The sequence below is a fragment of the Kitasatospora sp. NBC_01287 genome (assembly GCF_026340565.1).
Lineage (GTDB): Bacteria > Actinomycetota > Actinomycetes > Streptomycetales > Streptomycetaceae > Kitasatospora.
On the sequence record NZ_JAPEPB010000001.1, the window covers coordinates 6,951,837 to 6,972,669 of the forward strand.

Here is a 20,833-nt window from a genome sequence, read left to right on the forward strand (position 1 = left end):
ACCGGCGGGGGTTCCGCTCAGGTCCGGTTGACCTGGAGCAGGTGGAGATCAGGAGCGGGCGCCGACCCCGGGCCCGTACTCGGGAAGCCGCTCGCCGGCACCGGGTGGACGGCCACCAGCAGCGGCAGGTTTGTCGGGCCGGGCTGCGGAGGCGCGTTCGGCAGCTGCGCGTCCTGGCCGCCGAAGGAGTGGCTGGAGCAGCCGTCGCCCGGTCGGGGGTCGGAGCTGTCGAGGGCGCACAGGGTCACCGGGGCGAGGGACAGCCCGGCGGCGCGGTGGGCGCCGGCCTTGGCGGTGTGCGCGGTGTGCGCGGTGTCGGTGGCGCGGCTGGTCGGTGTGGCGTGGTCGGCCGGTGTGGCGCGGGTGGTCTGCGCGGGGTCCTTCACCGGGCCCTTCACCGGGCCTTTCACCAGGCCCTTCACCAGGCCCTTCACCGGCGCGGGCGGCGGCGGGGTCGCGGCCCGCGCCGATCCCGCGCAGGGAATCGCGACCAGCAGGGCGACCAGTAGACCGATCAGTGGCAGGACCAAGGACGCGCCACTCGGGTGGCCAACGGTAACGGCGCTCCCCGGCGTCGGTCGGAGAGGCCCTGGCGCGGTCATGCGCACATATTAATCAGCCGGACGGCCTAAGGGGTCCCCCCGATGGGTCGCTACTTTCGGTTTAATCCGCCCGCTCCTCGCTTGATCGGCGTCATCGTGGCGAATCCGCGCGAATCCCCGGACAGCGACCGGCGCCGTGGGCAGAATGACCAGGTGGCCCGCCTCCGCAGGTGACGGTCCGCCCGCCAGCCACGAACGAGGAGCCGAGAGATGACCGACCAGGGCGCCCCCGCGCAGCGTCGCCCCGACGAGGGGACGCCCAAGGACGGTGCGCCCGAGGACGGTTGGTGGACCGAGGTGTACGAGGGCCCGGCCGGTCGGCTGCCCGACACCCCGCGGGCCGGCGGTGGCGCGCAGAGCGTCGACGACTGGTTCGACTCGATCGCCTCGGCGGTGGGGCTGATCGGGCAGCAGCGGCAGGTGGCAGGCGAGGCGGAAGCTGTGGCGGCGGAGGCGGAGGCGGAGGCCGTCGAGCGCGAGCCCGAGCCCGCTCCTGAGCCGGTCTCCGTTCCTGTTCCTGTTCCTGTTCCTGCTCCCGAGCCCGAGCCCGCGCTGCCGAAGCTCGACCTCACCAAGCCCGCCGCCCCCGCGAAGCCCGCGCCCGCCCCTACTCCCACTCCCACTCCCACCCTCACGGACATCCCCGCCCCCGCTCCCACCCGGCCGCCCGCCTACGGCTACGAACCCACGCTGCTCCCCGCAGCCCACCCCGAGCGGGTCGCCGCGATCGTCCCCGACACCGCCCTCGACGGCGCCCAGTACCCCGGCCTCACCCTGCGCGCCGCCTCCGTGCGGGGCGACTCCGCCCGCCACCGCGGCGCACCGCGCGGCGACGCGCTGCTCGTCACCCGCTTCGGCGACGCCCCGGACGGCCTGCTGCTCGCCGTCATCGGCAGCCGCGCCCGCCCCCGCGTCGATCCGCGTGCCGACCAGGACGCCCCCGCCACGGCCGCCGAGCAGCAGCCGTCCGACACCGTCCGGTCGGCCGCCGCGCACCTGGCGGAGGCGATCGGCCGCAGCCGCGCCGAGCTCGCCGCCGACCTGCGCGAAGGTGCCCGCGACCGGCTCCGCTACGGACTCCAGCGCCTGACCACCGGTGCCGCCGCCGGCCTGCGCGCGCTCGCCCCGGACACGGGGTCGCTGCACTGCCTGCTGGTCCCGCTCGATCCGCGGGCCACCCACCGGGCCGCGTTCGGCGTGGGCCCCGGCGGCCTCTACCTGCTGCGGGCCGGGCACTGGATCGACGCCTACGCTGCCCGCCTGCTGCACCACCCGGACGGCCCGACCACCGTTCCCGAGCCGCGCCCGTTCCGGTTCCGGCTGATCCCGGCCGGCCCCGGCGACATCCTGCTGCTCTGCTCGCCGGGCCTGGCCGAGCCGATCGCCGAGGAGCCCGCCGTCGCGCACTTCCTGGCCGGCCACTGGTCCCACCCGCACCCGCCGGGCACGGTCGACTTCCTGCGCCAGGTCCAGGTCCGCGCCAAGGGCTACGCCGACGACCGCACCGCGGTCGCGCTCTGGAGCGATTGACGGTCCGTCAGATCTCTTGTGCCGTACCCAGGACGGCGGCCGCCACCGCCCGCACCTGGGCCGCCGACCGCTCCCGCGCCACCCCGGGCAGGCCGATCGCCAGCGGCACCGAGAAGCCGTCCAGCACCGCCCGCAGCTGCGCCGCCCGCTCCCCGGCCGGCCCGGCCCGGAACTCGCCCCGGGCCACCCCGTCCTCGATCAGCGCCGCCAGGTCCGCCTGCCAGGGCGCCTCGATCGCCAGCTGCCCCTGCCGGATCTCCGCACTGGACGGAGAGCGCCCCCAGACCTCGACCCAGAGGATCCACCGCGGATCGCCCGGCCCATCGGCCAGGTACAGCTCCGCGTACGCCCCGAACCGCTCCCACGCGGTCAGCCCCGGCCGCCCCAGCGCCACCCGCCGCCGCTCGCCGAGCTGCTCCTCGCTCCACCGCAGCGTCTCCAGCAGCAGCTGGTCCTTGCTCCCGAAGTAGTAGAGGAGATGCCCCGCGCTCATCCCCAGCTGCTGCCCCAGCCCCGCCATGGTCAGCTTCGCCAGCCCGTGCTCCGCGATCGCCCCCATCGCGACGGCGAGCACCTCCTCCCGCGGGCGCGCCGGTCGCCGGGGACGGGGCTCTGCCATGCTGCGGGCTCCTTGCGGCGCTGGTGGGGCGGGTGGGGCGGGTGGGTCCGGACGGATCCGGACCGATCGCCCTTCACCCTACGGCGCTGTCAGAGGACGCGGTGCATGACGTGCAACCCGACGTATCCCCGCGCCGGGTGCCGGAAGCCCTCCGGTACCGTGCCCAGCACCTCGAAGCCCAGCGACCGGTAGAGCTCCACCGCGTGCGTGTTCGTCTCGACCACCGCGTTGAACTGCATCGCCCGGAACCCGGCCGCCCGCGCCCACGCCACGGTGTACTCGCACAGCGCCCGTCCCACGCCCCGCCCGGAGTGCGCCGGGTCGACCATGTAGCTGGCGCTCGCGACGTGGGAGCCGTTGCCCCGCTGATTGGTGTTCATCTTCGCGGTGCCGACCACCGCACCGTCGTCGTCGACGGCGACGACCGTACGGTCCGGAGCCGGCAGCAGCCACCAGTCCCGACCCTGCTCCCGCGTGAGGTCGACGGGGTAGGTGAAGGTCTCGCCCGCGGCGACGATCTCGTGGAAGAACGGCCAGATGGCGGCCCAGTCCTCGGCGACGGCTTCTCTGATCAGCATGCGGACAAGGATGTCCGCCGGACCCCGGACCCGCCAACCCGTTTCGGCGCGGGTCGCGACCTACCGCGATCACCGGCGCGCCTGGGAGACTGCGCCGCGTGGACGAAGCGACGGACGATCAGGCCGTGCGGGTCGGGCAACGGATCACCGCCGAGGTGGTCTCGGTCGATCTGGACGGCGGCCCGGTCGAGCTGTCGATGGCCGCCACCGAGCACCCCGAGCTCTGGGCGTTCCTCAAGTCGCTGAGCCTCGGCGAGATCCTCTCCGGCACGGTCGCCGCCATCGAACGCTTCGGCGTCTTCGTCGCGTTGGACGACGGACCCGAGCACCCGCTCTTCGCCGGGGTCGGGTTCATCACGTATCCCGAGCTCTCCTGGAGTCACTTCGAGGCGGCGACCGACATCGTCCAGGTCGGCGAGCGCGTCTCCTGCGAGTTCCTCCAGTTCGACACCTGGAACGGGGAGGCCCGGCTCTCCCTGCGCGCGACGCGGCCCGACCCGTTCCAGGCGTTCGCCGACAGCGTCGCGGTGGGGCGGCTCCTGGACGGAGTGGTCACCAAGCTGGTCCCGTTCGGCGCCTTCGTCCGGGTCGCCGACGGGATCGAGGGGCTGGTCCACCTCGACGAACTCAGCCGGACACCCGTGGCCGCGCCGGAGGACGTCGTCCGGGTCGGCGACCGGATCAGCGTGGCCGTCATCGAACTCGACCGCGAGCGCCGCCGGTTGGCCCTCTCCTGCCGCCTGGGCGCCGCCCGGCCGCCCGACTCAGCCTGACACCGTCGGGGCCGTCGGGGCCGCCGGGCCCTGGGCTCGCGCCTGCTGCCGCTCGGAGTCGTCCGGGCCGACCAGGCGCAGGCCGGGTGTGGCCGCACCGATCGCCGCGACGGCCCCGAGGCAGAGCAGACCGCCGCTGACCAGCGCGGTGGCGCCCGAGGTCCAGCCCGCCAGCAGGCCGCCGCGCAGGTTGCCGAGGTCGGGGCCGGCCTGGCCGACGACCTGTTCGGCGGCGCTGACCCGGCCCAACATGGCGTTCGGGGTGTGCAGTTGGACGATCGTGCTGCGGGAAACGACGGAGACCGTGTCGGCCGCGCCCGCCAGCACCAGGAAGCCGAGCCCGACCCACCGGTTGTCCGACAGCCCGAAGAGCGCCAGCGCCGCTCCCCACACCGCCGCCCCGCCGAGCATCAGCAGGCCCGGGCGGGCCAGTCGGATCATCGCGCCCGACAGCACGGACGCGGCCACCCCGCCCACCGCGATGGCGCTCAGGAAGAGCCCGAGGGTGCGCGGGTCGCCGTGGAACCGTTCGGCGTTGACCAGCGGGAAGAGGCTGATCGGCATCGACAGCACGGTGGCGGCCAGATCGGTGAGCAGCGCGCCGCGCACCGGCGCGCTGCGGGCCATGAAGGCCAGGCCGTCCAGCACGCCGGCCAGGCCCGGTCGGGACGGCTCCCCTTCGGGTCGCATCGGCGGCAGCCCGAACGCGCCGTAGAACGACGCCCCGAAGGTCACCGCGTCGACCAGGTAGCACCCGCCGACGCCGAACTGCCCGAGGACCAGCCCGCCCAGGGCCGGCCCCAGCAGCATCGCGCCCTGGAAGGAGATCCGCTGGAGTGCGAGCCCGGCCGCCAGCCGGTCCTTCGGCAGCAGCCGCGGGATGAAGGTGCGGGAGGCGGGGCCGCCGCCTGCGCCGAAGCAGGACTGCGCCGCGACCAGCAGCAGCAACCCGGCCACCGGCAGGTGGCCGAACAGACCCTGGACGGCCAGCAGGACCGAGCAGGCGGCCTGGCCGGCGTTGGTGACCAGGTAGAGCCGGCGCCGGTCCACCCGGTCGACCAGCGACCCGGCGAAGAGCCCGAACGCGATCAGCGGAAGGGCCTGGGCCAGGCCGACCGCGCCGGTCCAGGCGGTGCTGCCGGTGGTCTGCCAGACCTGGAACATCACCGCGACGACGGTCAGTTGACTGCCGAGCCCCGAGCAGGTCCGCCCGATCCACAGTCGCCGGAACGCGGGCGAGGTCCGCAGCGGCGAGATGTCGATCAGTACGCGGCTCAGGGCTGGTAAGCGTTTCAGGGCCGGACGACGTGTCAGGTCCACCGTGGGTCCTCCGCGAGCTTCTCGGCGATCCGGTCGTGGAAGCTCCTGCGCCGCAGGGCCTGCTCGATGTCGCCGACCACCTGGCTGAGGGGGTAGGGGATCTCCGCCTCGATCTCGGCGAGCGCGGCCTCGGTGGCCTGCCACTCCGCGGCCAACCGGGCCACGATCCGGCGGGCCTTCGGTGTCAGGGCGACCTTCTTGCTGCGGGCGTCGGCGCCGGGCACGGTCCGCACCAGGCCGGCCGCGCGCATCGCGGCGACCTTCTGACTGAGCGCCGAGTGCGTGCGCTGCACCGACTCGGCCAGCTCGGTGATGGTCATCGGCCCCCGGGTGTGCAGCCGGATCAGCTCCATCACGAAGCTCGGCCGCACCCCGTCGATCTCCGCCTCCGCGTAGATCCGCGCGATGTCGGCGTCCATCGCGCCCTGGAGCAGCCGCAGCGGGCGCCAGAGGCTCTGCTCGGTGGGGTCGGGCGGGGTGTCGGGTGGGGCGGTGTCGGCCATGGACGCATCGTAACAGTGCTTATATAAGTGCTGTCATAATCGCGCTGCCAACGATGCCGTCACGCCTTCCGGCGGTACGGCGCCGCGGGGCGCCGAACCTGTCCTGCCGTCAGGTGACACTGTCCGAAAACCGCCAGTACAGCCCGCCCACGCCGCTCTACGCTCGCCGGCATGACCCAACGCAGCCGCGACACCGTTCAGCACGCCTGGAAGGCGTTCGCTAGCCACGACGCCGATCGGATCTCCGAAGTGTTCACCGAGGACGCCGAGTGGTTGGCACCTCCGGGCAACGCGACGGCCACCGCGCTGGACTGCCCCAGTCACATGGTCGGCAGGGCGGCGATCGCACGGTTCCTCGCCGAGGACTTCCCCCGCCTGTTCGTCAGTGACGTCAATGTCACCTTCCACGGGTTCCACGCCGACGGCGAGCGGGTGATCGTGGAAGAGACCATGACCGCGACGCTCGCCAACGGCAACCACTACGCCAACGACTACTGCCTGGTCTTCGAGCTCCGCGACGGACTGATCCACCGCGTCCGCGAGTACATGGACACGGCGCGCGGACACCGCGCGGTCTTCGGCGGGGCCCAGTAGTCACCCCCGCCCGGCCGCTCCCGGTCTTGATGCCTGGTGAGGTCGCCTGTTCAACTGTCGCCAATTCTCGGGGCGGGGCGCTACGACAGTGGCCGTCCGTAGTCGCCTGGACTCGTCCGGCGTGTCGGGAATCCCGGGGCGCCGCGTGACACCGGCCCGTTGCCGCAGTGTCGTTGGCGGGATGTGTACTGGTGCCCGACCTGCTGCGACCTGGAGGTGCCGATGGCCCGCCTGCACATACGTTCCGGCCTGGACCCCGACGAACCGGACGTGCCCGTCGCCGTCCTCGTCGTCGACCCCGAGGGCACTCCCGGGGAGCGCGCCGTGGCCCGGCTCGGCACCTACTGCCACGAGGTGAACGGGTGGGCCTGCCTGTTGCAGACCGACGGTTGGGTCGAGCACGTACGCGACGGCGGCCAACTGGCGGTCGCCGTCGCCCTCTACCCGGGCACATTGCTCGCGGTCCGCGTGGACCCCGCCGACTTCACCGACCGGTCGGCCGTCGACCCGGAGGCCGTGGTGGTCCTGCGCGCGCGGACAGCGGCCGCTCCGGACGCGTCCGTACGACTGTCCGAGGGGACCGCCGTCTTCACCACCAGCCTGGACATTCCACTGGACGAGTTGATCGCGACCTACGACGACTGGCCGATGGTGCTCGCGCCCCCGCCCGAGGAGCCCTACGACGAGGAGGAGGACGACGGCCAGGTGTAGCGAAGCGGGCGCGGCACTGCCGGATCGGCCGAAGGCCGATGATCGAGCGGCCGTGCGGCCGTGCGGCGGATCATGCTCCGCCAACTTGCCTTGCTCGGTTCACATGCTCTCGGCCTCGGCAGACCGTGACCGGGCAGGGGGCCCGCCCCACCTTGGTGGTGGAGGCGGCCCGGTGGCTCCGTGCTTGCTCACTTCGAGCCTTCTGCGCCGGCGCGCTTCCACGCGCTCTCGCGCAGCAGCCGCAGGCCGTTCAGGCCGACGATGACGGTCGAGCCCTCGTGGCCCAGCACGCCGAGCGGCAGCGGCAGGTGGCCGACCAGGTCCCAGATCACCAGGCCGGAGATGAACACCGAGGCGATCACCAGGTTCTGCACCACGAACCGGCGGGCCCTGCGGGACAGGGCGACCACGGTGGGGACGGTGGCGAGCTCGTCGCGGACGATGACCGCGTCCGCGGTCTCCAGCGCGAGGTCCGAGCCGGCGCGGCCCATCGCGATGCCGGTGTGGGCGGCGGCCAGCGCGGGGGCGTCGTTGACACCGTCGCCGATCACCAGCACCTTGCGGGCGGCCTTCTCCTGCTCCTGGACGGCGGTGACCTTGTCCTGGGGCAGCAGCCCGGCGCGGACATCGGTGATGCCGACCTCGGCCGCGAGGCGGGCGGCGGCACGCGGATTGTCGCCGGTCACCAGCATCGGCGTGCTGCCGGTCAGCCTCGCCAGGGCGGCGACGGTGGCGGCGGCGTCCGGCCGCAGCCGGTCCGCGATGCCCAGCACGCCGACCGGCCTACCGCGCCGCTCGACCAGCACGGCGGTGTGCCCACCATGCTCCAGCTCCTCCGCGACGGCGGTCGCCTTCGCGGAAAGCGCGTCGGTGGCGCCGTTCAGCAGCCGGGCCGGGGCGCCAACGGCGACCGCGTCACCGTTGACGGTGGCGGTCACCCCGATGCCAGGGGCGGAGGTGAAGCCCTCCAGCGCGGGAACATCGAGGCCGCGTTCGCAGGCGGCGCCCACGATGGCGCGGGCCAGCGGGTGCTCGCTGGGGTGCTCGGCCGCCGCCGCCAGCGCCAGCAGCTCGTCGTCCGAGAGGCCCGACCCTGCCAGCGGGCGGATGTCGGTGACGCGGGGGGTGCCCTCGGTCAGGGTGCCGGTCTTGTCCAGGGCGACCGCGTCGACCTGGCCCAGCCGCTCCATGACGACGGCGGACTTCACCAGCACGCCGTGGCGTCCGGCGTTGGCGATCGCGGACAACAGCGGCGGCATGGTGGCCAGCACGACCGCGCACGGCGAAGCGACGATCATGAAGGTCATCGCGCGCAGCAGCGAGCCGGTCACGGCCGCGCCGAACGCCGGCGGGATCAGGAAGACGGCCAGGGTGGCGAAGACCATGCCGAGCGAGTACCGCTGCTCGACCTTCTCGATGAACAGTTGCGTGGGGGCCTTGGTCTCGGACGCCTCCTCGACCATCTTGACGATGCGGGCGATCACCGAGTCGGAGGCGTCGCGCTCGACCTTGACCCGCAGCGCGCCGGTGCCGTTCACGGTGCCGGCGAAGACCTCGTCGCCGGCCTGCTTGGCGACCGGCAGCGGCTCACCGGTGATGGTGGCCTGGTCGACGTCGCTGGCGCCGTCCAGGACGCGGCCGTCGGCGCCGACCCGCTCGCCGGGGCGGATCAGGATGGTGTCGCCGATCACCAGGGCCTCGGTGGCGACGGTCTCCTCGCCGCCGTCGTCCAGCAGGCGGGTGGCGATGGTGGGGGCGAGGTCGAGCAGGCCGCGCACCGAGTCCCGGGTGCGGGCGGTGGCCAGCGCCTCCAGGGCGCCGGAGGTGGCGAAGATGACGATCAGCAGCGCGCCGTCCATCACCTGCCCGATCGAGGCCGCGCCGATCGCGGCGACGATCATCAGCAGGTCCACGTCGAGGGTCTTCTCGCGCAGCGCCTCCAGCCCGGCCCGGGCCGGCTCCCATCCTCCGGTGACGTAGGCGATCGCGTACATCGGCACCCATGCCCAGGCGGGGGCGCCGGTCAGCTGCAGCGGCAGGGCGATCAGGAAGGCGACGGTGGCGGCGGCGGCCCAGCGGGCCTCGGCCAGCGCGAAGACGCGCGTGCGACGCCTGGGAGCGAGGCTCTCGCGCGGGGCCCCGGCCGGGGCCGGGCGCTCGGTGAGGGTCGTGGACATGGCGGTGGTGTTCCTTCGCGCAGGCAGGGCGGGGCGGCCCATCCAACATACAGGAACACATGAACATGTCTTCATTCATCATCTGTAGGATGGTCTCCATGGGCCATGGAGTCGTCAGAGCAGCTGAGAACACCGTCCCGCACACCCAGCTGGACGCGTCCAACGCCGCCAAGGTCGCAGCCACCCTGCAGGCCCTGGCCACCCCCTCCCGACTGCTGATCCTGGCCCGCCTGCGCCAGGGCCCGCTGGCCGCCACCGACCTGGCCAACGCCGTTGGGATGGAGCAGTCCGCCTGCTCGCACCAGCTGCGGCTCCTGCGCAATCTCGGCCTGGTGGTCGGCGAGCGGCACGGCCGCTCGATCGTCTACGCGCTGTACGACCACCACGTCGCCGAACTCCTCGACCAGGCCGTCTACCACGTCGAGCACCTCCGCCTGGGCCTCAGCGACGCCCCCGAGGACACGGTCGACGCCGACTGACCACTCCTCGCCCAGGTCGTCATCCTCGACAGCGGACGGGTCGACTCGCTCACTCAACTGGCCGCCCAGCTGCTGACCTGGAAAGCATGAAGAGCCGCCCCACCGTGGCGCGAGGGGCAGTTCTGGCACCTGGGCTGCGTGACCCGGGTAGCGTTCCTGGTGGCCGCACGGAACGGAGTCCTGTATGCCTGGCGACTCCGTGACTCCACACCACCGGTCCACCTGACCCGAGTCAAGAGTCGAGCCGGGCCAATCGGCTCAGAACGTCCTTTGGCCTCAGTCCGATCGTCCCCATGATCACGCCTCGGCGCGAGTAGCTTCCAGATGCCACATAGTCCGTCCACGCCCTCGTAGTTTGCCGACAGTGACCGCGATCCGGCGGGCCGGGAAGGAGCGCTGCCGCATGTCCGGGGTCAGCGGCAGGCCGCGACGGCGTCGGTGTAGAGCCCGGTGGTGAGATCGCCCTCTTCTGCCATTGGCTGTCTGGACGGTACGGATCCGCAGCTCCCGGTCGCCCTGGTCGAGCAAGCCGGCCGGAGTGTCGTAGTAGGTGTCCTGGTAGACCTCTGGGCGCCCGGGAGCGTACGCCTCCTCCAGACGTTCCGTCACCGCCTCGGGGTCACGCACGATCGCCTTCAGCTCGGCTTCGACAGCCAATGCTCCTCCTCAGATGACCCGCTGCGCGTCCTTCAGCATTGAATCAAACAGCCTGCGGAACCCCTGGTACAAGGAGCTGCGTGGGGTGGCTGCCGGCTTGTAGGTCGCCGACTCGTGCCCCTTCCAGGTGCCGGCGAAGTTGGCCACGTACAGGGTTGCGTCGAGTCTGATGATGCGCCAGACCGGCAGGCCGCTGTACCGGTGGACCTCGACGGCTCTGTGGACGGCCAACTCCCGCAAGCGTGCCTCAGCGAGCCGGAACGCCGCCCGCGAGGGACTCGGTGGATTCGCCGATCTCTGAGGCGCGTTGAGCCATGGCGTCGCTGTCGGGGTCGAGTAGCAGGACGCGCAGGCTCGGCGGATCGCCTCCGTCACGATCCAGGTGAGGGCGTAGGAGGGAGTTGCGGAGACCGAGCAGCCCGAGGCCGCGAACCGCGAGCACATCGAGTTCCCGGGTGGCGCGGGCACACTGCTGGATCTCCTCGGCTGCCGCGGCCTGTTCGGAGTAGCCACGCACGACCGCGGGGAGGCGGACAAAGTCGAATGCCGCGCCCCCTGCGCGCTCCTCCCGCTGGGGTGCGAGCCCGAGGAGGTGCCGGGCGTCGTCGGGCATGGACAGCCCATCGGCGATCCGCTCGAAGACATCCAGGTGCGACGCCTCTCGGAGCCCGTTGATGATCTCGTTGACGCAGCCCTGGTTCATGCCGATGGCCGCACCGACACGGGCCTGGCTGGCTTTGAACCTGACCAGGATCGATTGATCTGGCCCCACAAGGACTGCGGACCGGGCATCCTGGTGCTGCATCCGGCAGAGAGGGAGAGCACCACTATGAAGCTCAAGTTCCTCGGTACCACCTCCGACGATGGCAAGTGCCCGACCCTGTACGAGACGCCGACCGGAGACATCGTCGTTCAGGGGTACACGCTCAGTGACCCGGAAGCTCTTGCGCAACTGCGGGATGTACTGCCAGGTGAGAGCTTCGTGGTGGTGCCCCGCGAGCTGTTGGCCAAGTTCGCCCCCAAGGAGTAGAGACCGCGTGACCGAGTTCATCACCGACGAGCAGTTCGACCACCTCTTCGGAGACGGCTTCCAGCACACCGCCTGGCGGCTGGAAAGTCGCTCCGCCTACGCGTCTGACCTGGCAACTCCCATGTATCAGCGATGGTCGGCCGGAGAGGACCCGCAGGCCGATCAGTACCGCCCGTGGTGCCAGAACATCCGGACGCAGGTCGCTGCAGGCAAGCGAATCGAGCGCGTGCGGGTCGCGGATTCCCCGCTCACCGCCGGCCAGGCCTTCCTCCTCGCAGTGGGGTGGGCGAATGTCGCGGCGGGCGAGGACATCCGCCACCTGGACCGCGCTGTCGCAGCAGAACTCCGCCTCCCGAAAAGGGACTTCTGGTTGTTCGACTCCCGGGTTCTCATTGAGATGCACTTCGACTGTGCTGACGAGTACCTCGGGGCTGAGCTGATCGATGACCAGGGCGCAGTTCTGATTGCCTGTCAGATCCGCGACGCTGCTTGGCACCATGCCGTTGTCCGCGAGGAGTTCGCGAAGAGGGTACCTTCAGCCGTGTGAGCACCGACTTCCAGCGGGCACGAGAGGCCCTCGGTGCGCGGCTGCGGCAGCTGCGCGTTGACGCGGGCCTTTCGGGCCGTGCCCTGGCCGCTCTCGCAGGGTGGCCACACTCGAAGATCAGCAAGCTGGAGACCGGACGGCAAACGGCGGTGGAGGCGGATCTCACCGCATGGGCCGAGCACACCGGGAACCTGGGCATGGCGGCGTCACTTCACGCCGACCTGCGGGGCCTGGAGACCCAGTACCGATCGTGGCGTCGCCGCCTCGCCGCCGGCCATGAGGCAGCGCAGCGGGAAGCCGGCGCCGAGGAGCGCGCCGCGAGGATGGTCCGCGCTTACGAACCGACCGTGATCCCAGGCATACTCCAGACGCCGGACTACGCTCGCGCCGTTCTTACGGCTGCGGCAGTGCTGCACCAGTCCCCACGGGACACCGAGGATGCGGTGCGAGAGCGCGTGCGCCGCCAGGAACTTCTGTACGAGCGTGGTCGATCGTTCCACTTCATCCTCTGGGAGGGTGTACTCCACGCCCAGCCATGTCCCCGAGAGGTGCTCGCTGCGCAACTGGATCGACTGACTGGCCTGGTGGGCCTGGACACCGTGACGCTCGGAGTCATCCCGTTCTCAGCGGCCCTTCCGCTGACGCTACGTCATGGATTCTGGATCCACGATGAGGCCTATGTCACCGTTGAGACGATCAACGCGGCGCTGTGGCTGGACACCCGAGCGGACGTTGATCTGTATCTCCGGGCCTGGTCGATGTATGAGCAGGTCGCAGAGTTCGGCGCTGGCGTCCACCGCTTGATCGGTCGAGCGAGACACGCGTTGGCGGCACTCTGAGAAGCCATGCGAAACAGCAGCAGCGCTTCGAGAAGCGCGGAGAAACATCGACGTCAGGTGGCGAAGCGGTCACCTAGCGTATCGACCATGGCAGATCTTGTGGTCCAGCCGCAGCCCGCCGCCGGGCTGCCGCACGTGGACACAACCCTGAGTTACGCCCAGTTGCACGAGCGCGCATGCGTCGTCTGCGGCTCCTCGGTGCCGCCGCTGGTATCAGTTGGCCACCGGACGGTCGACGGCCTGACCTGGGCCGTGGCGGCCTGCGCCGCGCATGCCGGGGAGGCCCGCTGATGGCCGCCGTGACCGATCGGCGGCACACCGATCTCTACGTCAGTGCCGCCACGTTCCTCTCCGAGCACGGCCTGCACCCCGACCCGGCGGCCTACCTCGCGCACGGCTACGTCGACCTCTGTCTGTCCGCGTGGCCCGGCTCGTCCGGTGCGCGGCTCGACCTGGCGACGCGTTGGGCGGTGTGGACGTGGCTGGCTGACGATGTCCTCGACGGTGAGTTGCGTGATGCCGAGCCGGCCACGGTGCCGGTGTTCGTCCACGCGCTCATCGTTGCCCTGAACGGGAAGCGGCAGGACGAGGGCCCGCACGGCGCCCGGCCGGTGGTGCGGGCCCTGTGCGCGTTGTCGCGGGAGACGCAGGCCTCGATGCCCGAGGCGTGGTGGCGCCGGTACCGGGAGCAGGTGATCGACTGGATCGACGCTGCGGCGGCCAAGTTGGTGCGTTTCGTGCAGCCGGCGCGGGTGCCTTCGCTGAGCCAGTACCTGGCGCTGCGGCCCGCTGACGGTGGCATGCTGCTGGCCGCGATGTGGTGCGAGGTGGCAGAGGAGTGCGTCACGCCGCAGTGGACGGCACCTGTGGTGCGGCTGCTGCTCGACGCGTTCTCGACGGTCGGTTACCTGGCCAACGATCTCGCCGCCGCTGTCGCTGTCGCTGTAGACGGTGACCGTTTCGGTGTGGTCGACGCGTTGGAGGTGGCCGAGGAGCTGACGCGGGCGCAGGCGCAGGAGCAGGCGCGGGAGTGGCTCGCTGCCGAGGAGCGCCGCTTCCAGGTCATCTGCCGCGCGGTGCGCACCGACCCCGCCCTGGACGAGGCCACCCGGCAACTCGCCCGCTCCCTGGACCGGTTCCAGTGGGCGCTGACGGCCTGGACCGCCACCAGCTCCAGGTGCCGGCCCCCGGCCGGCGTCACCGAGGCAGTGCCCCGGTGACGCCGTACCAGGAGCGGGTGCTCGCCGAGCTGCGCGGGCTCGGCCAACTGCTACAGGACGCCGCGGTGCGGGGCGCCGGGGCCCCGGTGCTGGACCCGCTCCTCGCGAGCATGCGCGAGCTGGACGACGGGATCCGCACGCACCTGGCGGCCGAACTCGGCGCTCACCAGCCGCCGGTGCCGCCCACACCGACACCGCTGCGGGCCCGGAGGCGGGCCGAGAGGTGCCGGCTCCAGAACCCGACAACCCAGGAGAGCTGAATGAGTACCGCAACGCTCTGGAAGGACCCCGAGAGCCTCGTCCCGCCACAGGTGTTCGCCGCGGTCGTCGCCACGGTCCGCGACAACAACCCGGAGATGGACGAGCCGCTCGTGCGGCGCATCGTCCGCGAGGCGCTGAAGTTCGTCGCCACCTGCGGCCGGTTCAGAGACCGTGGCATGGCCCCGTCGCGTGTGGTGGACGAGGGCTGGCACGCCCTGATCCTCCACACCAAGGCGTACGAGGAGCTGTGCGCGCAGCTCGACGGCCCGGTGCACCACTATCCTGAGCGTCCGGACCCGACCCGGTACAACGGCAGTGTGGTGATCTTCACGACCAGCATGATGCAGGAGGCCGGATACCTGCCGGACTACCGGTTGTGGGGCGACCCGCGGTCCGGGGAGATCGTGGTAGCCGCGAGCTGCACGCACTCCCCGCCGGACTGCCAGGTGTCGTGTATGAACAAGCCCGGCGGGAGCCAGGCAGTGACAGGAGCAGGCACATGACCGAGACGGGCAGTGCGCCGTTCCAGGCGCACAAGTGGCTGGAGCACCACGCGGTCGCGATGAACGCGGTCGAGACCGGGCTGATCGCCGTGGACGAGTTGGTCACGGTGCGGGTGCCGATCACGGTCACCCGGGTCGGCCCGGATGCTCCTCGCACGGCGGCCCGGGTGCTGATGACCCCCTTCCACCGTCTGCCGGACGGCTGGACGCCGCCAACGCCCGCCTGAGGCACGGCTGAGGGCACGGCTGACGCCGGGCCCGCGCACCAGTGCGGGCCCGGCGCGGCGCATCACGCCTTCGGCTGCTGCTGGGTGATGCAGTGGATGCCGCCGCCGTTGGCGAAGATCTCGCGGGCGTCGACGAGTTCGACCGTCCGGTCGGGGTAGGCCTCGGCGAGGATGGCGGCTGCCTCCTCGTCGCGGGGGTCGTCGAAGGCGCAGAGGATGACCGCGCCGTTGGCGACGTAGTGGTTGATGTAGGAGTAGTCGACCGGCTCGCCGTCCTCGTCGTGCAGCACGGTGGGGGCCGGCACCTCGATGACCTCCAGGCGGCGGCCCTGGGCGTCGGTCGCGGCGCGCAGGATGGCGACGAGCTCCTGACAGACGGCGTGGTCGGGGTGGGCCGGGTCGGGCTGGACGTGGGCCAGCACGACGCCGGGGCGGACGAAGGAGGCGACGATGTCGATGTGGCCGCGGGTGCCGAACTCGTCGTAGTCGCGGGTGAGTCCGCGCGGCAGCCAGATCGCCTTGGTGGTGCCGAGGTGGGCGTGCAGCTCGGCCTCGACCTGCTCCTTGGTCCAGTCGGCGTTGCGGCCCTCGCCGAGTTGGACGGTCTCGGTGACCAGCACCGTGCCCTCGCCGTCCACGTGGATGCCGCCGCCCTCGTTGATCAGGCGGGAGGCGAAGCGCCGCACGCCGGTCAACTCGCTGATGTGCTCGGCGATGTGCTGGTCGTGCTCCCAACTGGCCCAGGACTGGGCGCCCCAGCCGTTGAAGATCCAGTCGGCGGCGGCGAGCGAGCCCTGGCCGTCGATCAGGAAGCTGGGGCCGATGTCGCGCATCCAGGCGTCGTCCAGCGGGCGTTCGACGATCTCGATCCCGGCGTCGACGTACTCGCGGGCGGCCGCCGTCCCACCGAGGTTGACGATCAGGGTCACCGGCTCGTGGCGGACGATGGTGTTGGCGACCTTCGCCCAGGCGAGCCGGGCGGCGTGCAGGTTCTCGGGGGTGTCGAAGGTCTGGTTGCCGGTGGGGAAGGCCATCCAGGTGCGCTCGTGCGGGTGCCATTCGGCGGGCATCGAGAAGCCGAGCGAGGCGGGGGTGGTCATGGTGGCGGGTCCTCAGGGGTGGGGGAGCGTTAAAGGAAGTACAGGCGGCTGAGCGAGACGCTCTCGGAGGGCTCGGAGCGCAGCGCGGTGCCGTCCAGCGAGACCAGGCCGGTGCCGGCGTCCACGCCGACCTGGCCGGTACGGCCGTTGCGGACCATGTCGCGCGGGCCGATGCCGCGGGTGCCGCGCACGCCCACCCGTCGCCGCCGGGTGGGGAGTTGGTCGGCGGCGCGGTCCAGGTAGGCGCCGTCGGCGGCGGCCTGGGCGACGAAGGCCACCGAGATGTCGGCGGCGGTCGCCCCGTGGGCGCCGAACTGCGGGCCGAGCACCAGGGGTTCGCAGCGGTCGGTGCTGGCGTTCGGGTCGCCGACCACGCCGTAGGCGGGGAAGCCGGACTTGAGCACCAACTGCGGTTTGGCACCGAAGTGGTCGGGGCGCCAGAGCACGATGTCGCCCAGCTTGCCGACCTCGATCGAGCCGACCTCGTGCGCGAGCCCGTGGGCGATGGCCGGGTTGATGGTGAGCTTGGCGATGTAGCGCAGCACCCGCTCGTTGTCGTCGCCGCTCTCGCGGGTGCCGTAGGAGCCGACGCCGTCCAGCGGGCCGCGCTCGGCCTTCATCTTGCCGGCCATCGCGAAGGTGCGGCGCACGGTCTCGCCGGCCCGGCCCATGCCCTGGGCGTCGGAGGAGGTGATGCCGATCATGCCGAGGTCGTGCAGGATCCCCTCGGCGCCCATGGTGCCGGCCCGCACCCGGTCGCGGGCCATCGCGGCGTCGCCGGGCAGGTCGAGCTTGAGGTCGTGGGCGGAGACGATCATGCCCGCGGCCTCGGCCAGCGCGTCCCGGCCGAAGGGGAGGGTGGGGTTGGTGGAGGAGCCGATCACGTTGGCGACGCCGGCCATCTTCAGCACGTTGGGCACGTGGCCGCCGCCGCAGCCCTCGATGTGGAAGGCGTGGATGGTGCGGCCCTCCAGCACCGCGAGGGTGTCCTCGACCGAGAGGCACTCGTTCAACCCGTCGGTGTGCAGGGCGACCTGGACGTCGTACTCCTCGGCGACCCGCAGCGCGGTGTCCAGCGCGCGGGTGTGGGCGCCCATGTCCTCGTGCACCTTGAAGCCGCTGGCGCCGCCCTCGGCCAGCGCCTCGACCAGCGGGCCCGGGTCGGAGGAGGAACCGCGGCCCAGGAAGCCGATGTTGACCGGCCAGGCGTCGAAGGCGTTGAAGGCGTGCCGCAGCGCCCAGGGCGAGTTGACGCCGACGCCCCAGACCGGACCGAACTCCTGGCCGATGATCGTCGTGACACCGGAGGCGAGCGAGGCCTCCATGATCCGCGGCGAGAGCAGGTGCACGTGGGTGTCGATGGCACCGGCGGTGGCGATCAGCCCCTCGCCGGAGACGATCGTGGTGCCGGTGCCGACCACCACCTCGACGCCGTCCATGGTGTCGGGGTTGCCGGCCCGGCCGATCGCGGCGATCCGGCCGCCGACCAGGCCGATCGACGTCTTCACGATGCCCTGCACCGCGTCGATCACCAGCACGTTGCTGATCACCACGTCGCAGGTCGAGCGGACGGTGGCGGCCTTCAGGTGCAGGCCGTCGCGGGCGGTCTTGCCGAAGCCGGCCAGGAACTCCTCGCCCGGGGCCTGCGAGTCGGACTCGACCCGGACGATCAGCCCGGAGTCGCCGAGCCGGACCCGGTCGCCGGTCCGCGGGCCGTGCACCGAGATGTAGTCGTGCGGGGAGATCGAGGTCACGACTCCACCTCCGGGTCGTCGAAGTTCAGCAGGTAGCCGGTGGCGCGGGCCTTCTCCAGGGCCGCCTCGCGGGCACCGGGCGCGTCGAGCGGGCCGTCGACCAGGCCGGCGAAGCCGATCGCCACCCGCTCGCCCGCGATCGGCACCAGGCCGACCTCGACCACCGCGCCCGGGTCGAAGCGCACCGAGGAGCCGGCCGGGACGGCGAGGCGGGTGCCGTAGGCGGCGGCGCGGTCGAAGGCGAGTCGCGGGTTGACCTCGAAGAAGTGGTAGTGCGAGGTGACCGAGATCGGCACCGCCGAGGTGTTGTGCACGGCCACCACCACGGTCTCCTCGACGGGGTCGTAGCCCGTCCCGGCGCCCGGCAGGGCCGCGCCCGGGCCGTCGTCGCCGAGCGAACCGGCGCCCCGGAAGGGGTCGTTGACCACGGCGAGCCGGGTGCCGTCGTCGAAGACGGCCTCGACCTGGATCACGGTGACCACGTCCGGCACGCCGGGCAGCACGTCCGCCGCGCCGAGCACGCTGCGCCCGGCCTCGATCGCCTCGGCCAGCCGCTTGCCGTCGCGGGCCGCCTCGCAGACGGTGTCGGCGATCAGCGCGGTGGCCTCCGGCACGTTGAGCAGGCAGCCGCGGGCGCGGCGGGCGCGGGCCAGTTCGGCGGCTGTGAAGATCAGCAGCCGGTCCCGTTCGGTGGGGGTGAGTCGCACGGTGCCTCGCTCGCGGGTGCCGGGGCGGGTTGCCGGGGGATGGGGGACGGGGTGGGGCTCGGGGGTGGAGCTCAGGGGTGGCGCTCAGGTGGGGCCGACGGCCGGTGCTCGGCGGCCGGGGCTCGCGGTCCCGGGAGGCCTCGGGAGAGGCTGCTGCGGGGAGCCTTGGACGTCGAAGTTAGAACGCCGTTCAAATATCTGGTGGCCATTGAACCCGGATCGAGTCGCCGTGTCCAGCCTTGCCCGGGTTGCGGCGTTCTGCGATTCGGGTGACCGGCGGGGGTGTCACTCGTTTGCCAGGTGGCCGGCGGGTGCGCCGGGTGCGGCCAGGTGTGCGGAGGGCGCGCTCCAGCTGCGGTCCGGGTGGCGTTGCGGAGCGGGAGGTGGCGGGGGTGCGGCGACGGGTACTGCTGGCGGCGGGCGCACTCGGGGTGCTGCCCGCGGCGGGTGCGCAACCGGCGCGCGCCGGCGGGCCGGGCACCGCCGCCGGGCCGGGGACCACCGGCGGACCGGGCGGGTCGGGCGGGTCGGGCGATGCCGGTCCGCCCGGCGATCCGGCGCAGGCCCTGGCGCGGCTGCGTACGGGCAACGAGCGCTGGGTGCGCGGGCAGGCCCGCCACCCGGACGCCTCGTCGGCCCGGCGCCACGACCTGGCGGGCGGCCAGGCGCCGTTCGCCGTGGTCTTCACCTGCGTCGACTCCCGGGTCCCGCCCGAGCTGGTCTTCGACCAGGGGCTGGGGGACCTGCTGGTGGTCCGCACGGCCGCGCACACCCTCGACACGCTGGTCGCCGGCAGCCTGGAGTACGGCCCGGTCGAGCTGGCGACCCCGTTGCTGCTGGTGCTCGGCCACCAGCACTGCGGCGCCGTCACCGCGGCCGTCCGCGCGCTGCGCGAGGGCACGCCGCTGCCGGGGCACCTGGCGGAGGTGGCCCAGGCGCTCCGGGCGCCCTGCCAGGCGGTGGCGGCCGCCGATGGCGCACCGGTCGCGGAGGGGGAGGTGGTGGAGGCGGTGGTCCGCGAGCAGATCCGGCAGACCGTGGCCCGGCTGCGCGCGGACGAGCTGCTCGCCCCGGCGGTGGCCGCCGGGCGGCTGGCGGTGCGCGGCGGCTACTACGCGCTGGACAGCGGCGTGGTCGACCTGGACCCGGACCTGGCCCCCGACCTCGGAGGTTGAGCCGAGAAGGCGGCCGAGGACAGGTCAGATCATCGCTTGATCCGATCACTGCCCCAGCGCCGCCGGACGGCGGGTGTTGACAAGCTGTCAGCAGACTGTGCGCCGTGAGCCCCCCGTGCACCTCGATCGACGTTTCGTGCACCGTTGCGACCAAGGGTGCGCGGGCTCCACGATGGTATGGAGCGCAGCTGGGGGGAAATCTGATGGAAAGTCAGCAGTACTTCGACGTCGGGGCGGAGGTCGGATCGGACCTCGCCGGGCAGCGCGCGCCCGGCCGCCGGCTGCACGCCGCCTTCGCGCCCGCCGACCTGGCGGCGATCGCCCCGCTGCGGCTGGCCCTGCGCACGGCGCTGGCCGACTGGGGCGTCCCCGCGCTGGCCGACACCGCCGAGTTGCTCGCCACCGAGCTGGTCGCCAACGCCCTGCAGCACACCGGCGCCGGCGCGGTGCTGGACGCGGTGCTCGGCGCCGACCTGCGGCTGCGGGTCGAGGTGCGGGACGGCGATGCGAGGCTGCCCAGGCCGCGCCGGGCGGGGGAGGGCGAGACCACCGGGCGCGGACTGGTGCTGGTCGAGGCGCTGGCGGACGCCTGGGGTGTGCGGTCGCGGGCCGATGGCAAGACCACCTGGTTCGAACTGGAGGCACAGCGGCCGTGACGGGGCGGCGATGACCGAGCGGCGATGACCGAGCGGCGATGACGAGGCGGCGATGACCGAGCGGCGCTGATGGGGCGGCCGTGACCGAGCTGGGCGGATGGGGCGGCCGTGGCCGAGCGGCCCTGGTGGAGCGGTCGTGACGGAGCGGAGTCGAAGCCTCCGGCGGGCCCGGCGGACCTGGCGTTATTGCCGGGTGGTCGAACATTCGACAGGATAGTGAGAATGTGTGTCCGGACCAGGCGCCCCGCACCCGGGGTGGCGTCCAGGAACA

General features: G+C 72.4%; 27 protein-coding genes. 15 read left to right on the plus strand and 12 right to left on the minus strand.

The annotated features are described in order from the left end of the window. Positions 1 to 17: 17 nt before the first annotated feature. Complete coding sequence (locus tag OG455_RS30465) at positions 18 to 530, minus strand: hypothetical protein (RefSeq protein ID WP_266299217.1); 513 nt, start codon at positions 528 to 530, stop codon at positions 18 to 20. 282 nt (positions 531 to 812) lie between these two features. On the opposite strand from OG455_RS30465, the gene OG455_RS30470 reads away from it, so the two are divergent. Then, positions 813 to 2,132: a protein phosphatase 2C domain-containing protein gene (locus tag OG455_RS30470; protein WP_266299218.1), complete on the plus strand. Its 1,320-nt coding sequence runs from the start codon at positions 813 to 815 to the stop codon at positions 2,130 to 2,132. A gap of 7 nt (positions 2,133 to 2,139) precedes the next feature. Here the strand turns inward: OG455_RS30470 and OG455_RS30475 are convergent, their stop codons facing one another. Both OG455_RS30475 and OG455_RS30480 read right to left on the minus strand, forming a co-directional pair. Beyond that, positions 2,140 to 2,751, minus strand: a complete 612-nt coding sequence (locus OG455_RS30475) for a TetR/AcrR family transcriptional regulator (protein WP_266299220.1) — start codon at positions 2,749 to 2,751, stop codon at positions 2,140 to 2,142. An 89-nt stretch (positions 2,752 to 2,840) separates the two neighbouring features. Further along, complete coding sequence (locus OG455_RS30480; RefSeq protein WP_266299222.1) at positions 2,841 to 3,329, minus strand: GNAT family N-acetyltransferase; 489 nt, start codon at positions 3,327 to 3,329, stop codon at positions 2,841 to 2,843. A 98-nt stretch (positions 3,330 to 3,427) separates the two neighbouring features. Here OG455_RS30480 and OG455_RS30485 point away from each other — a divergent pair, with 98 nt between their 5' ends. Next, entirely contained in the window at positions 3,428 to 4,102 is a 675-nt protein-coding gene (locus OG455_RS30485; RefSeq protein ID WP_266299224.1) for a S1 RNA-binding domain-containing protein, read from the plus strand. Here OG455_RS30485 and OG455_RS30490 read toward each other — a convergent pair. Further along, positions 4,094 to 5,422: an MFS transporter gene (locus tag OG455_RS30490; RefSeq protein WP_266299226.1), complete on the minus strand. Its 1,329-nt coding sequence runs from the start codon at positions 5,420 to 5,422 to the stop codon at positions 4,094 to 4,096. The two genes, OG455_RS30485 and OG455_RS30490, sit on opposite strands and share 9 nt — an antisense overlap. Continuing rightward, a complete protein-coding gene (locus OG455_RS30495) occupies positions 5,413 to 5,925 on the minus strand; it encodes a MarR family winged helix-turn-helix transcriptional regulator (protein ID WP_266299228.1) in 513 nt (170 codons plus the stop codon). The genes OG455_RS30490 and OG455_RS30495 overlap by 10 nt, the downstream gene beginning before the upstream one ends. A gap of 171 nt (positions 5,926 to 6,096) precedes the next feature. Here OG455_RS30495 and OG455_RS30500 point away from each other — a divergent pair, with 171 nt between their 5' ends. Together OG455_RS30500 and OG455_RS30505 are read left to right on the plus strand one after the other, a co-directional pair. Further along, positions 6,097 to 6,519 (plus strand): nuclear transport factor 2 family protein, encoded by a 423-nt coding sequence (locus OG455_RS30500; RefSeq protein WP_266299230.1) that lies wholly within the window; start codon positions 6,097 to 6,099, stop codon positions 6,517 to 6,519. A 222-nt stretch (positions 6,520 to 6,741) separates the two neighbouring features. After that, positions 6,742 to 7,230, plus strand: coding sequence for a hypothetical protein (locus tag OG455_RS30505; protein WP_266299232.1), 489 nt, complete (start codon positions 6,742 to 6,744; stop codon positions 7,228 to 7,230). 188 nt (positions 7,231 to 7,418) lie between these two features. Here OG455_RS30505 and OG455_RS30510 read toward each other — a convergent pair whose 3' ends face one another. After that, entirely contained in the window at positions 7,419 to 9,407 is a 1,989-nt protein-coding gene (locus OG455_RS30510; RefSeq protein WP_266299234.1) for a heavy metal translocating P-type ATPase, read from the minus strand. Positions 9,408 to 9,505: 98 nt separating this feature from the next. On the opposite strand from OG455_RS30510, the gene OG455_RS30515 reads away from it, so the two are divergent. After that, on the plus strand, positions 9,506 to 9,886 hold the full coding sequence (locus tag OG455_RS30515; RefSeq protein ID WP_266299236.1) for a metalloregulator ArsR/SmtB family transcription factor: 381 nt from the start codon (positions 9,506 to 9,508) through the stop codon (positions 9,884 to 9,886). Positions 9,887 to 10,183: 297 nt separating this feature from the next. Here the strand turns inward: OG455_RS30515 and OG455_RS30520 are convergent, their stop codons facing one another. Genes OG455_RS30520 through OG455_RS30530 form a run of 3 tightly spaced genes read right to left on the minus strand, consistent with a single transcriptional unit; the run spans position 10,184 to position 11,348 of the window. Further along, entirely contained in the window at positions 10,184 to 10,543 is a 360-nt protein-coding gene (locus OG455_RS30520) for a CYTH domain-containing protein (RefSeq protein ID WP_266299238.1), read from the minus strand. 9 nt (positions 10,544 to 10,552) lie between these two features. Beyond that, the gene (locus tag OG455_RS30525) at positions 10,553 to 10,774 is read right to left on the minus strand and encodes a hypothetical protein (RefSeq protein WP_266299240.1); all 222 of its coding nucleotides are present in this window, start codon (positions 10,772 to 10,774) and stop codon (positions 10,553 to 10,555) included. A gap of 16 nt (positions 10,775 to 10,790) precedes the next feature. Continuing rightward, positions 10,791 to 11,348: a hypothetical protein gene (locus OG455_RS30530; protein WP_266299241.1), complete on the minus strand. Its 558-nt coding sequence runs from the start codon at positions 11,346 to 11,348 to the stop codon at positions 10,791 to 10,793. A gap of 24 nt (positions 11,349 to 11,372) precedes the next feature. Between OG455_RS30530 and OG455_RS30535 the strand changes: the two genes are divergently transcribed. The 8 genes from OG455_RS30535 to OG455_RS30570 all read left to right on the plus strand — a co-directional run bounded on the left by OG455_RS30535 (position 11,373) and on the right by OG455_RS30570 (position 15,170). Further along, positions 11,373 to 11,573 carry a hypothetical protein gene (locus OG455_RS30535; RefSeq protein WP_266299242.1) on the plus strand — a complete coding sequence of 67 codons (201 nt, stop codon included), beginning with the start codon at positions 11,373 to 11,375 and terminating at the stop codon, positions 11,571 to 11,573. Between the two features lie 7 nt (positions 11,574 to 11,580). After that, on the plus strand, positions 11,581 to 12,120 hold the full coding sequence (locus OG455_RS30540) for a DUF6879 family protein (protein WP_266299243.1): 540 nt from the start codon (positions 11,581 to 11,583) through the stop codon (positions 12,118 to 12,120). After that, positions 12,117 to 12,959, plus strand: coding sequence for a helix-turn-helix transcriptional regulator (locus tag OG455_RS30545; RefSeq protein WP_266299244.1), 843 nt, complete (start codon positions 12,117 to 12,119; stop codon positions 12,957 to 12,959). The genes OG455_RS30540 and OG455_RS30545 overlap by 4 nt, the downstream gene beginning before the upstream one ends. 87 nt (positions 12,960 to 13,046) lie before the next feature. Beyond that, positions 13,047 to 13,250 (plus strand): hypothetical protein, encoded by a 204-nt coding sequence (locus tag OG455_RS30550; RefSeq protein WP_266299245.1) that lies wholly within the window; start codon positions 13,047 to 13,049, stop codon positions 13,248 to 13,250. After that, on the plus strand, positions 13,250 to 14,179 hold the full coding sequence (locus OG455_RS30555; protein WP_266299246.1) for a hypothetical protein: 930 nt from the start codon (positions 13,250 to 13,252) through the stop codon (positions 14,177 to 14,179). The genes OG455_RS30550 and OG455_RS30555 overlap by 1 nt, the downstream gene beginning before the upstream one ends. Then, complete coding sequence (locus OG455_RS30560; RefSeq protein WP_266299247.1) at positions 14,176 to 14,439, plus strand: hypothetical protein; 264 nt, start codon at positions 14,176 to 14,178, stop codon at positions 14,437 to 14,439. Before OG455_RS30555 ends, OG455_RS30560 begins: the two co-directional genes overlap by 4 nt. After that, positions 14,440 to 14,943 (plus strand): hypothetical protein, encoded by a 504-nt coding sequence (locus OG455_RS30565; protein ID WP_266299248.1) that lies wholly within the window; start codon positions 14,440 to 14,442, stop codon positions 14,941 to 14,943. Beyond that, the gene (locus tag OG455_RS30570; RefSeq protein WP_266299249.1) at positions 14,940 to 15,170 is read left to right on the plus strand and encodes a hypothetical protein; all 231 of its coding nucleotides are present in this window, start codon (positions 14,940 to 14,942) and stop codon (positions 15,168 to 15,170) included. Before OG455_RS30565 ends, OG455_RS30570 begins: the two co-directional genes overlap by 4 nt. Positions 15,171 to 15,232: 62 nt before the next feature. Here OG455_RS30570 and OG455_RS30575 read toward each other — a convergent pair whose 3' ends face one another. From OG455_RS30575 to ureA, 3 genes are read right to left on the minus strand one after another with little or no spacing between them, the layout of a single operon-like run. After that, on the minus strand, positions 15,233 to 16,270 hold the full coding sequence (locus tag OG455_RS30575; protein ID WP_266299250.1) for an agmatine/peptidylarginine deiminase: 1,038 nt from the start codon (positions 16,268 to 16,270) through the stop codon (positions 15,233 to 15,235). Between the two features lie 29 nt (positions 16,271 to 16,299). Next, positions 16,300 to 18,015: an urease subunit alpha gene (locus OG455_RS30580; protein WP_266301016.1), complete on the minus strand. Its 1,716-nt coding sequence runs from the start codon at positions 18,013 to 18,015 to the stop codon at positions 16,300 to 16,302. A gap of 5 nt (positions 18,016 to 18,020) precedes the next feature. Beyond that, positions 18,021 to 18,731 carry an urease subunit gamma gene (gene ureA / locus OG455_RS30585; protein WP_266299251.1) on the minus strand — a complete coding sequence of 237 codons (711 nt, stop codon included), beginning with the start codon at positions 18,729 to 18,731 and terminating at the stop codon, positions 18,021 to 18,023. A 392-nt stretch (positions 18,732 to 19,123) separates the two neighbouring features. Between ureA and OG455_RS30590 the strand changes: the two genes are divergently transcribed. Further along, entirely contained in the window at positions 19,124 to 19,906 is a 783-nt protein-coding gene (locus OG455_RS30590) for a carbonic anhydrase (protein ID WP_266299253.1), read from the plus strand. Between the two features lie 203 nt (positions 19,907 to 20,109). Further along, complete coding sequence (locus OG455_RS30595) at positions 20,110 to 20,562, plus strand: ATP-binding protein (RefSeq protein WP_266299255.1); 453 nt, start codon at positions 20,110 to 20,112, stop codon at positions 20,560 to 20,562. Positions 20,563 to 20,833 lie beyond the last annotated feature (271 nt).

What these genes read in the sequence shown, in the direction of transcription:
- OG455_RS30475 (WP_266299220.1), bottom strand. Translation starts at nt 2,751, where the DNA reads ATGGCAGAGCCCCGTCCCCGGCGACCGGCGCGCCCGCGGGAGGAGGTG.
- OG455_RS30550 (WP_266299245.1), top strand. Translation starts at nt 13,047, where the DNA reads ATGGCAGATCTTGTGGTCCAGCCGCAGCCCGCCGCCGGGCTGCCGCAC.
- OG455_RS30505 (WP_266299232.1), top strand. Translation starts at nt 6,742, where the DNA reads ATGGCCCGCCTGCACATACGTTCCGGCCTGGACCCCGACGAACCGGAC.
- OG455_RS30495 (WP_266299228.1), bottom strand. Translation starts at nt 5,925, where the DNA reads ATGGCCGACACCGCCCCACCCGACACCCCGCCCGACCCCACCGAGCAG.
- OG455_RS30535 (WP_266299242.1), top strand. Translation starts at nt 11,373, where the DNA reads ATGAAGCTCAAGTTCCTCGGTACCACCTCCGACGATGGCAAGTGCCCG.
- OG455_RS30595 (WP_266299255.1), top strand. Translation starts at nt 20,110, where the DNA reads ATGGAAAGTCAGCAGTACTTCGACGTCGGGGCGGAGGTCGGATCGGAC.
- OG455_RS30500 (WP_266299230.1), top strand. Translation starts at nt 6,097, where the DNA reads ATGACCCAACGCAGCCGCGACACCGTTCAGCACGCCTGGAAGGCGTTC.
- OG455_RS30575 (WP_266299250.1), bottom strand. Translation starts at nt 16,270, where the DNA reads ATGACCACCCCCGCCTCGCTCGGCTTCTCGATGCCCGCCGAATGGCAC.
- OG455_RS30470 (WP_266299218.1), top strand. Translation starts at nt 813, where the DNA reads ATGACCGACCAGGGCGCCCCCGCGCAGCGTCGCCCCGACGAGGGGACG.
- OG455_RS30530 (WP_266299241.1), bottom strand. Translation starts at nt 11,348, where the DNA reads ATGCAGCACCAGGATGCCCGGTCCGCAGTCCTTGTGGGGCCAGATCAA.
- OG455_RS30565 (WP_266299248.1), top strand. Translation starts at nt 14,440, where the DNA reads ATGAGTACCGCAACGCTCTGGAAGGACCCCGAGAGCCTCGTCCCGCCA.
- OG455_RS30555 (WP_266299246.1), top strand. Translation starts at nt 13,250, where the DNA reads ATGGCCGCCGTGACCGATCGGCGGCACACCGATCTCTACGTCAGTGCC.
- OG455_RS30480 (WP_266299222.1), bottom strand. Translation starts at nt 3,329, where the DNA reads ATGCTGATCAGAGAAGCCGTCGCCGAGGACTGGGCCGCCATCTGGCCG.
- OG455_RS30570 (WP_266299249.1), top strand. Translation starts at nt 14,940, where the DNA reads ATGACCGAGACGGGCAGTGCGCCGTTCCAGGCGCACAAGTGGCTGGAG.
- OG455_RS30510 (WP_266299234.1), bottom strand. Translation starts at nt 9,407, where the DNA reads ATGTCCACGACCCTCACCGAGCGCCCGGCCCCGGCCGGGGCCCCGCGC.
- OG455_RS30515 (WP_266299236.1), top strand. Translation starts at nt 9,506, where the DNA reads ATGGGCCATGGAGTCGTCAGAGCAGCTGAGAACACCGTCCCGCACACC.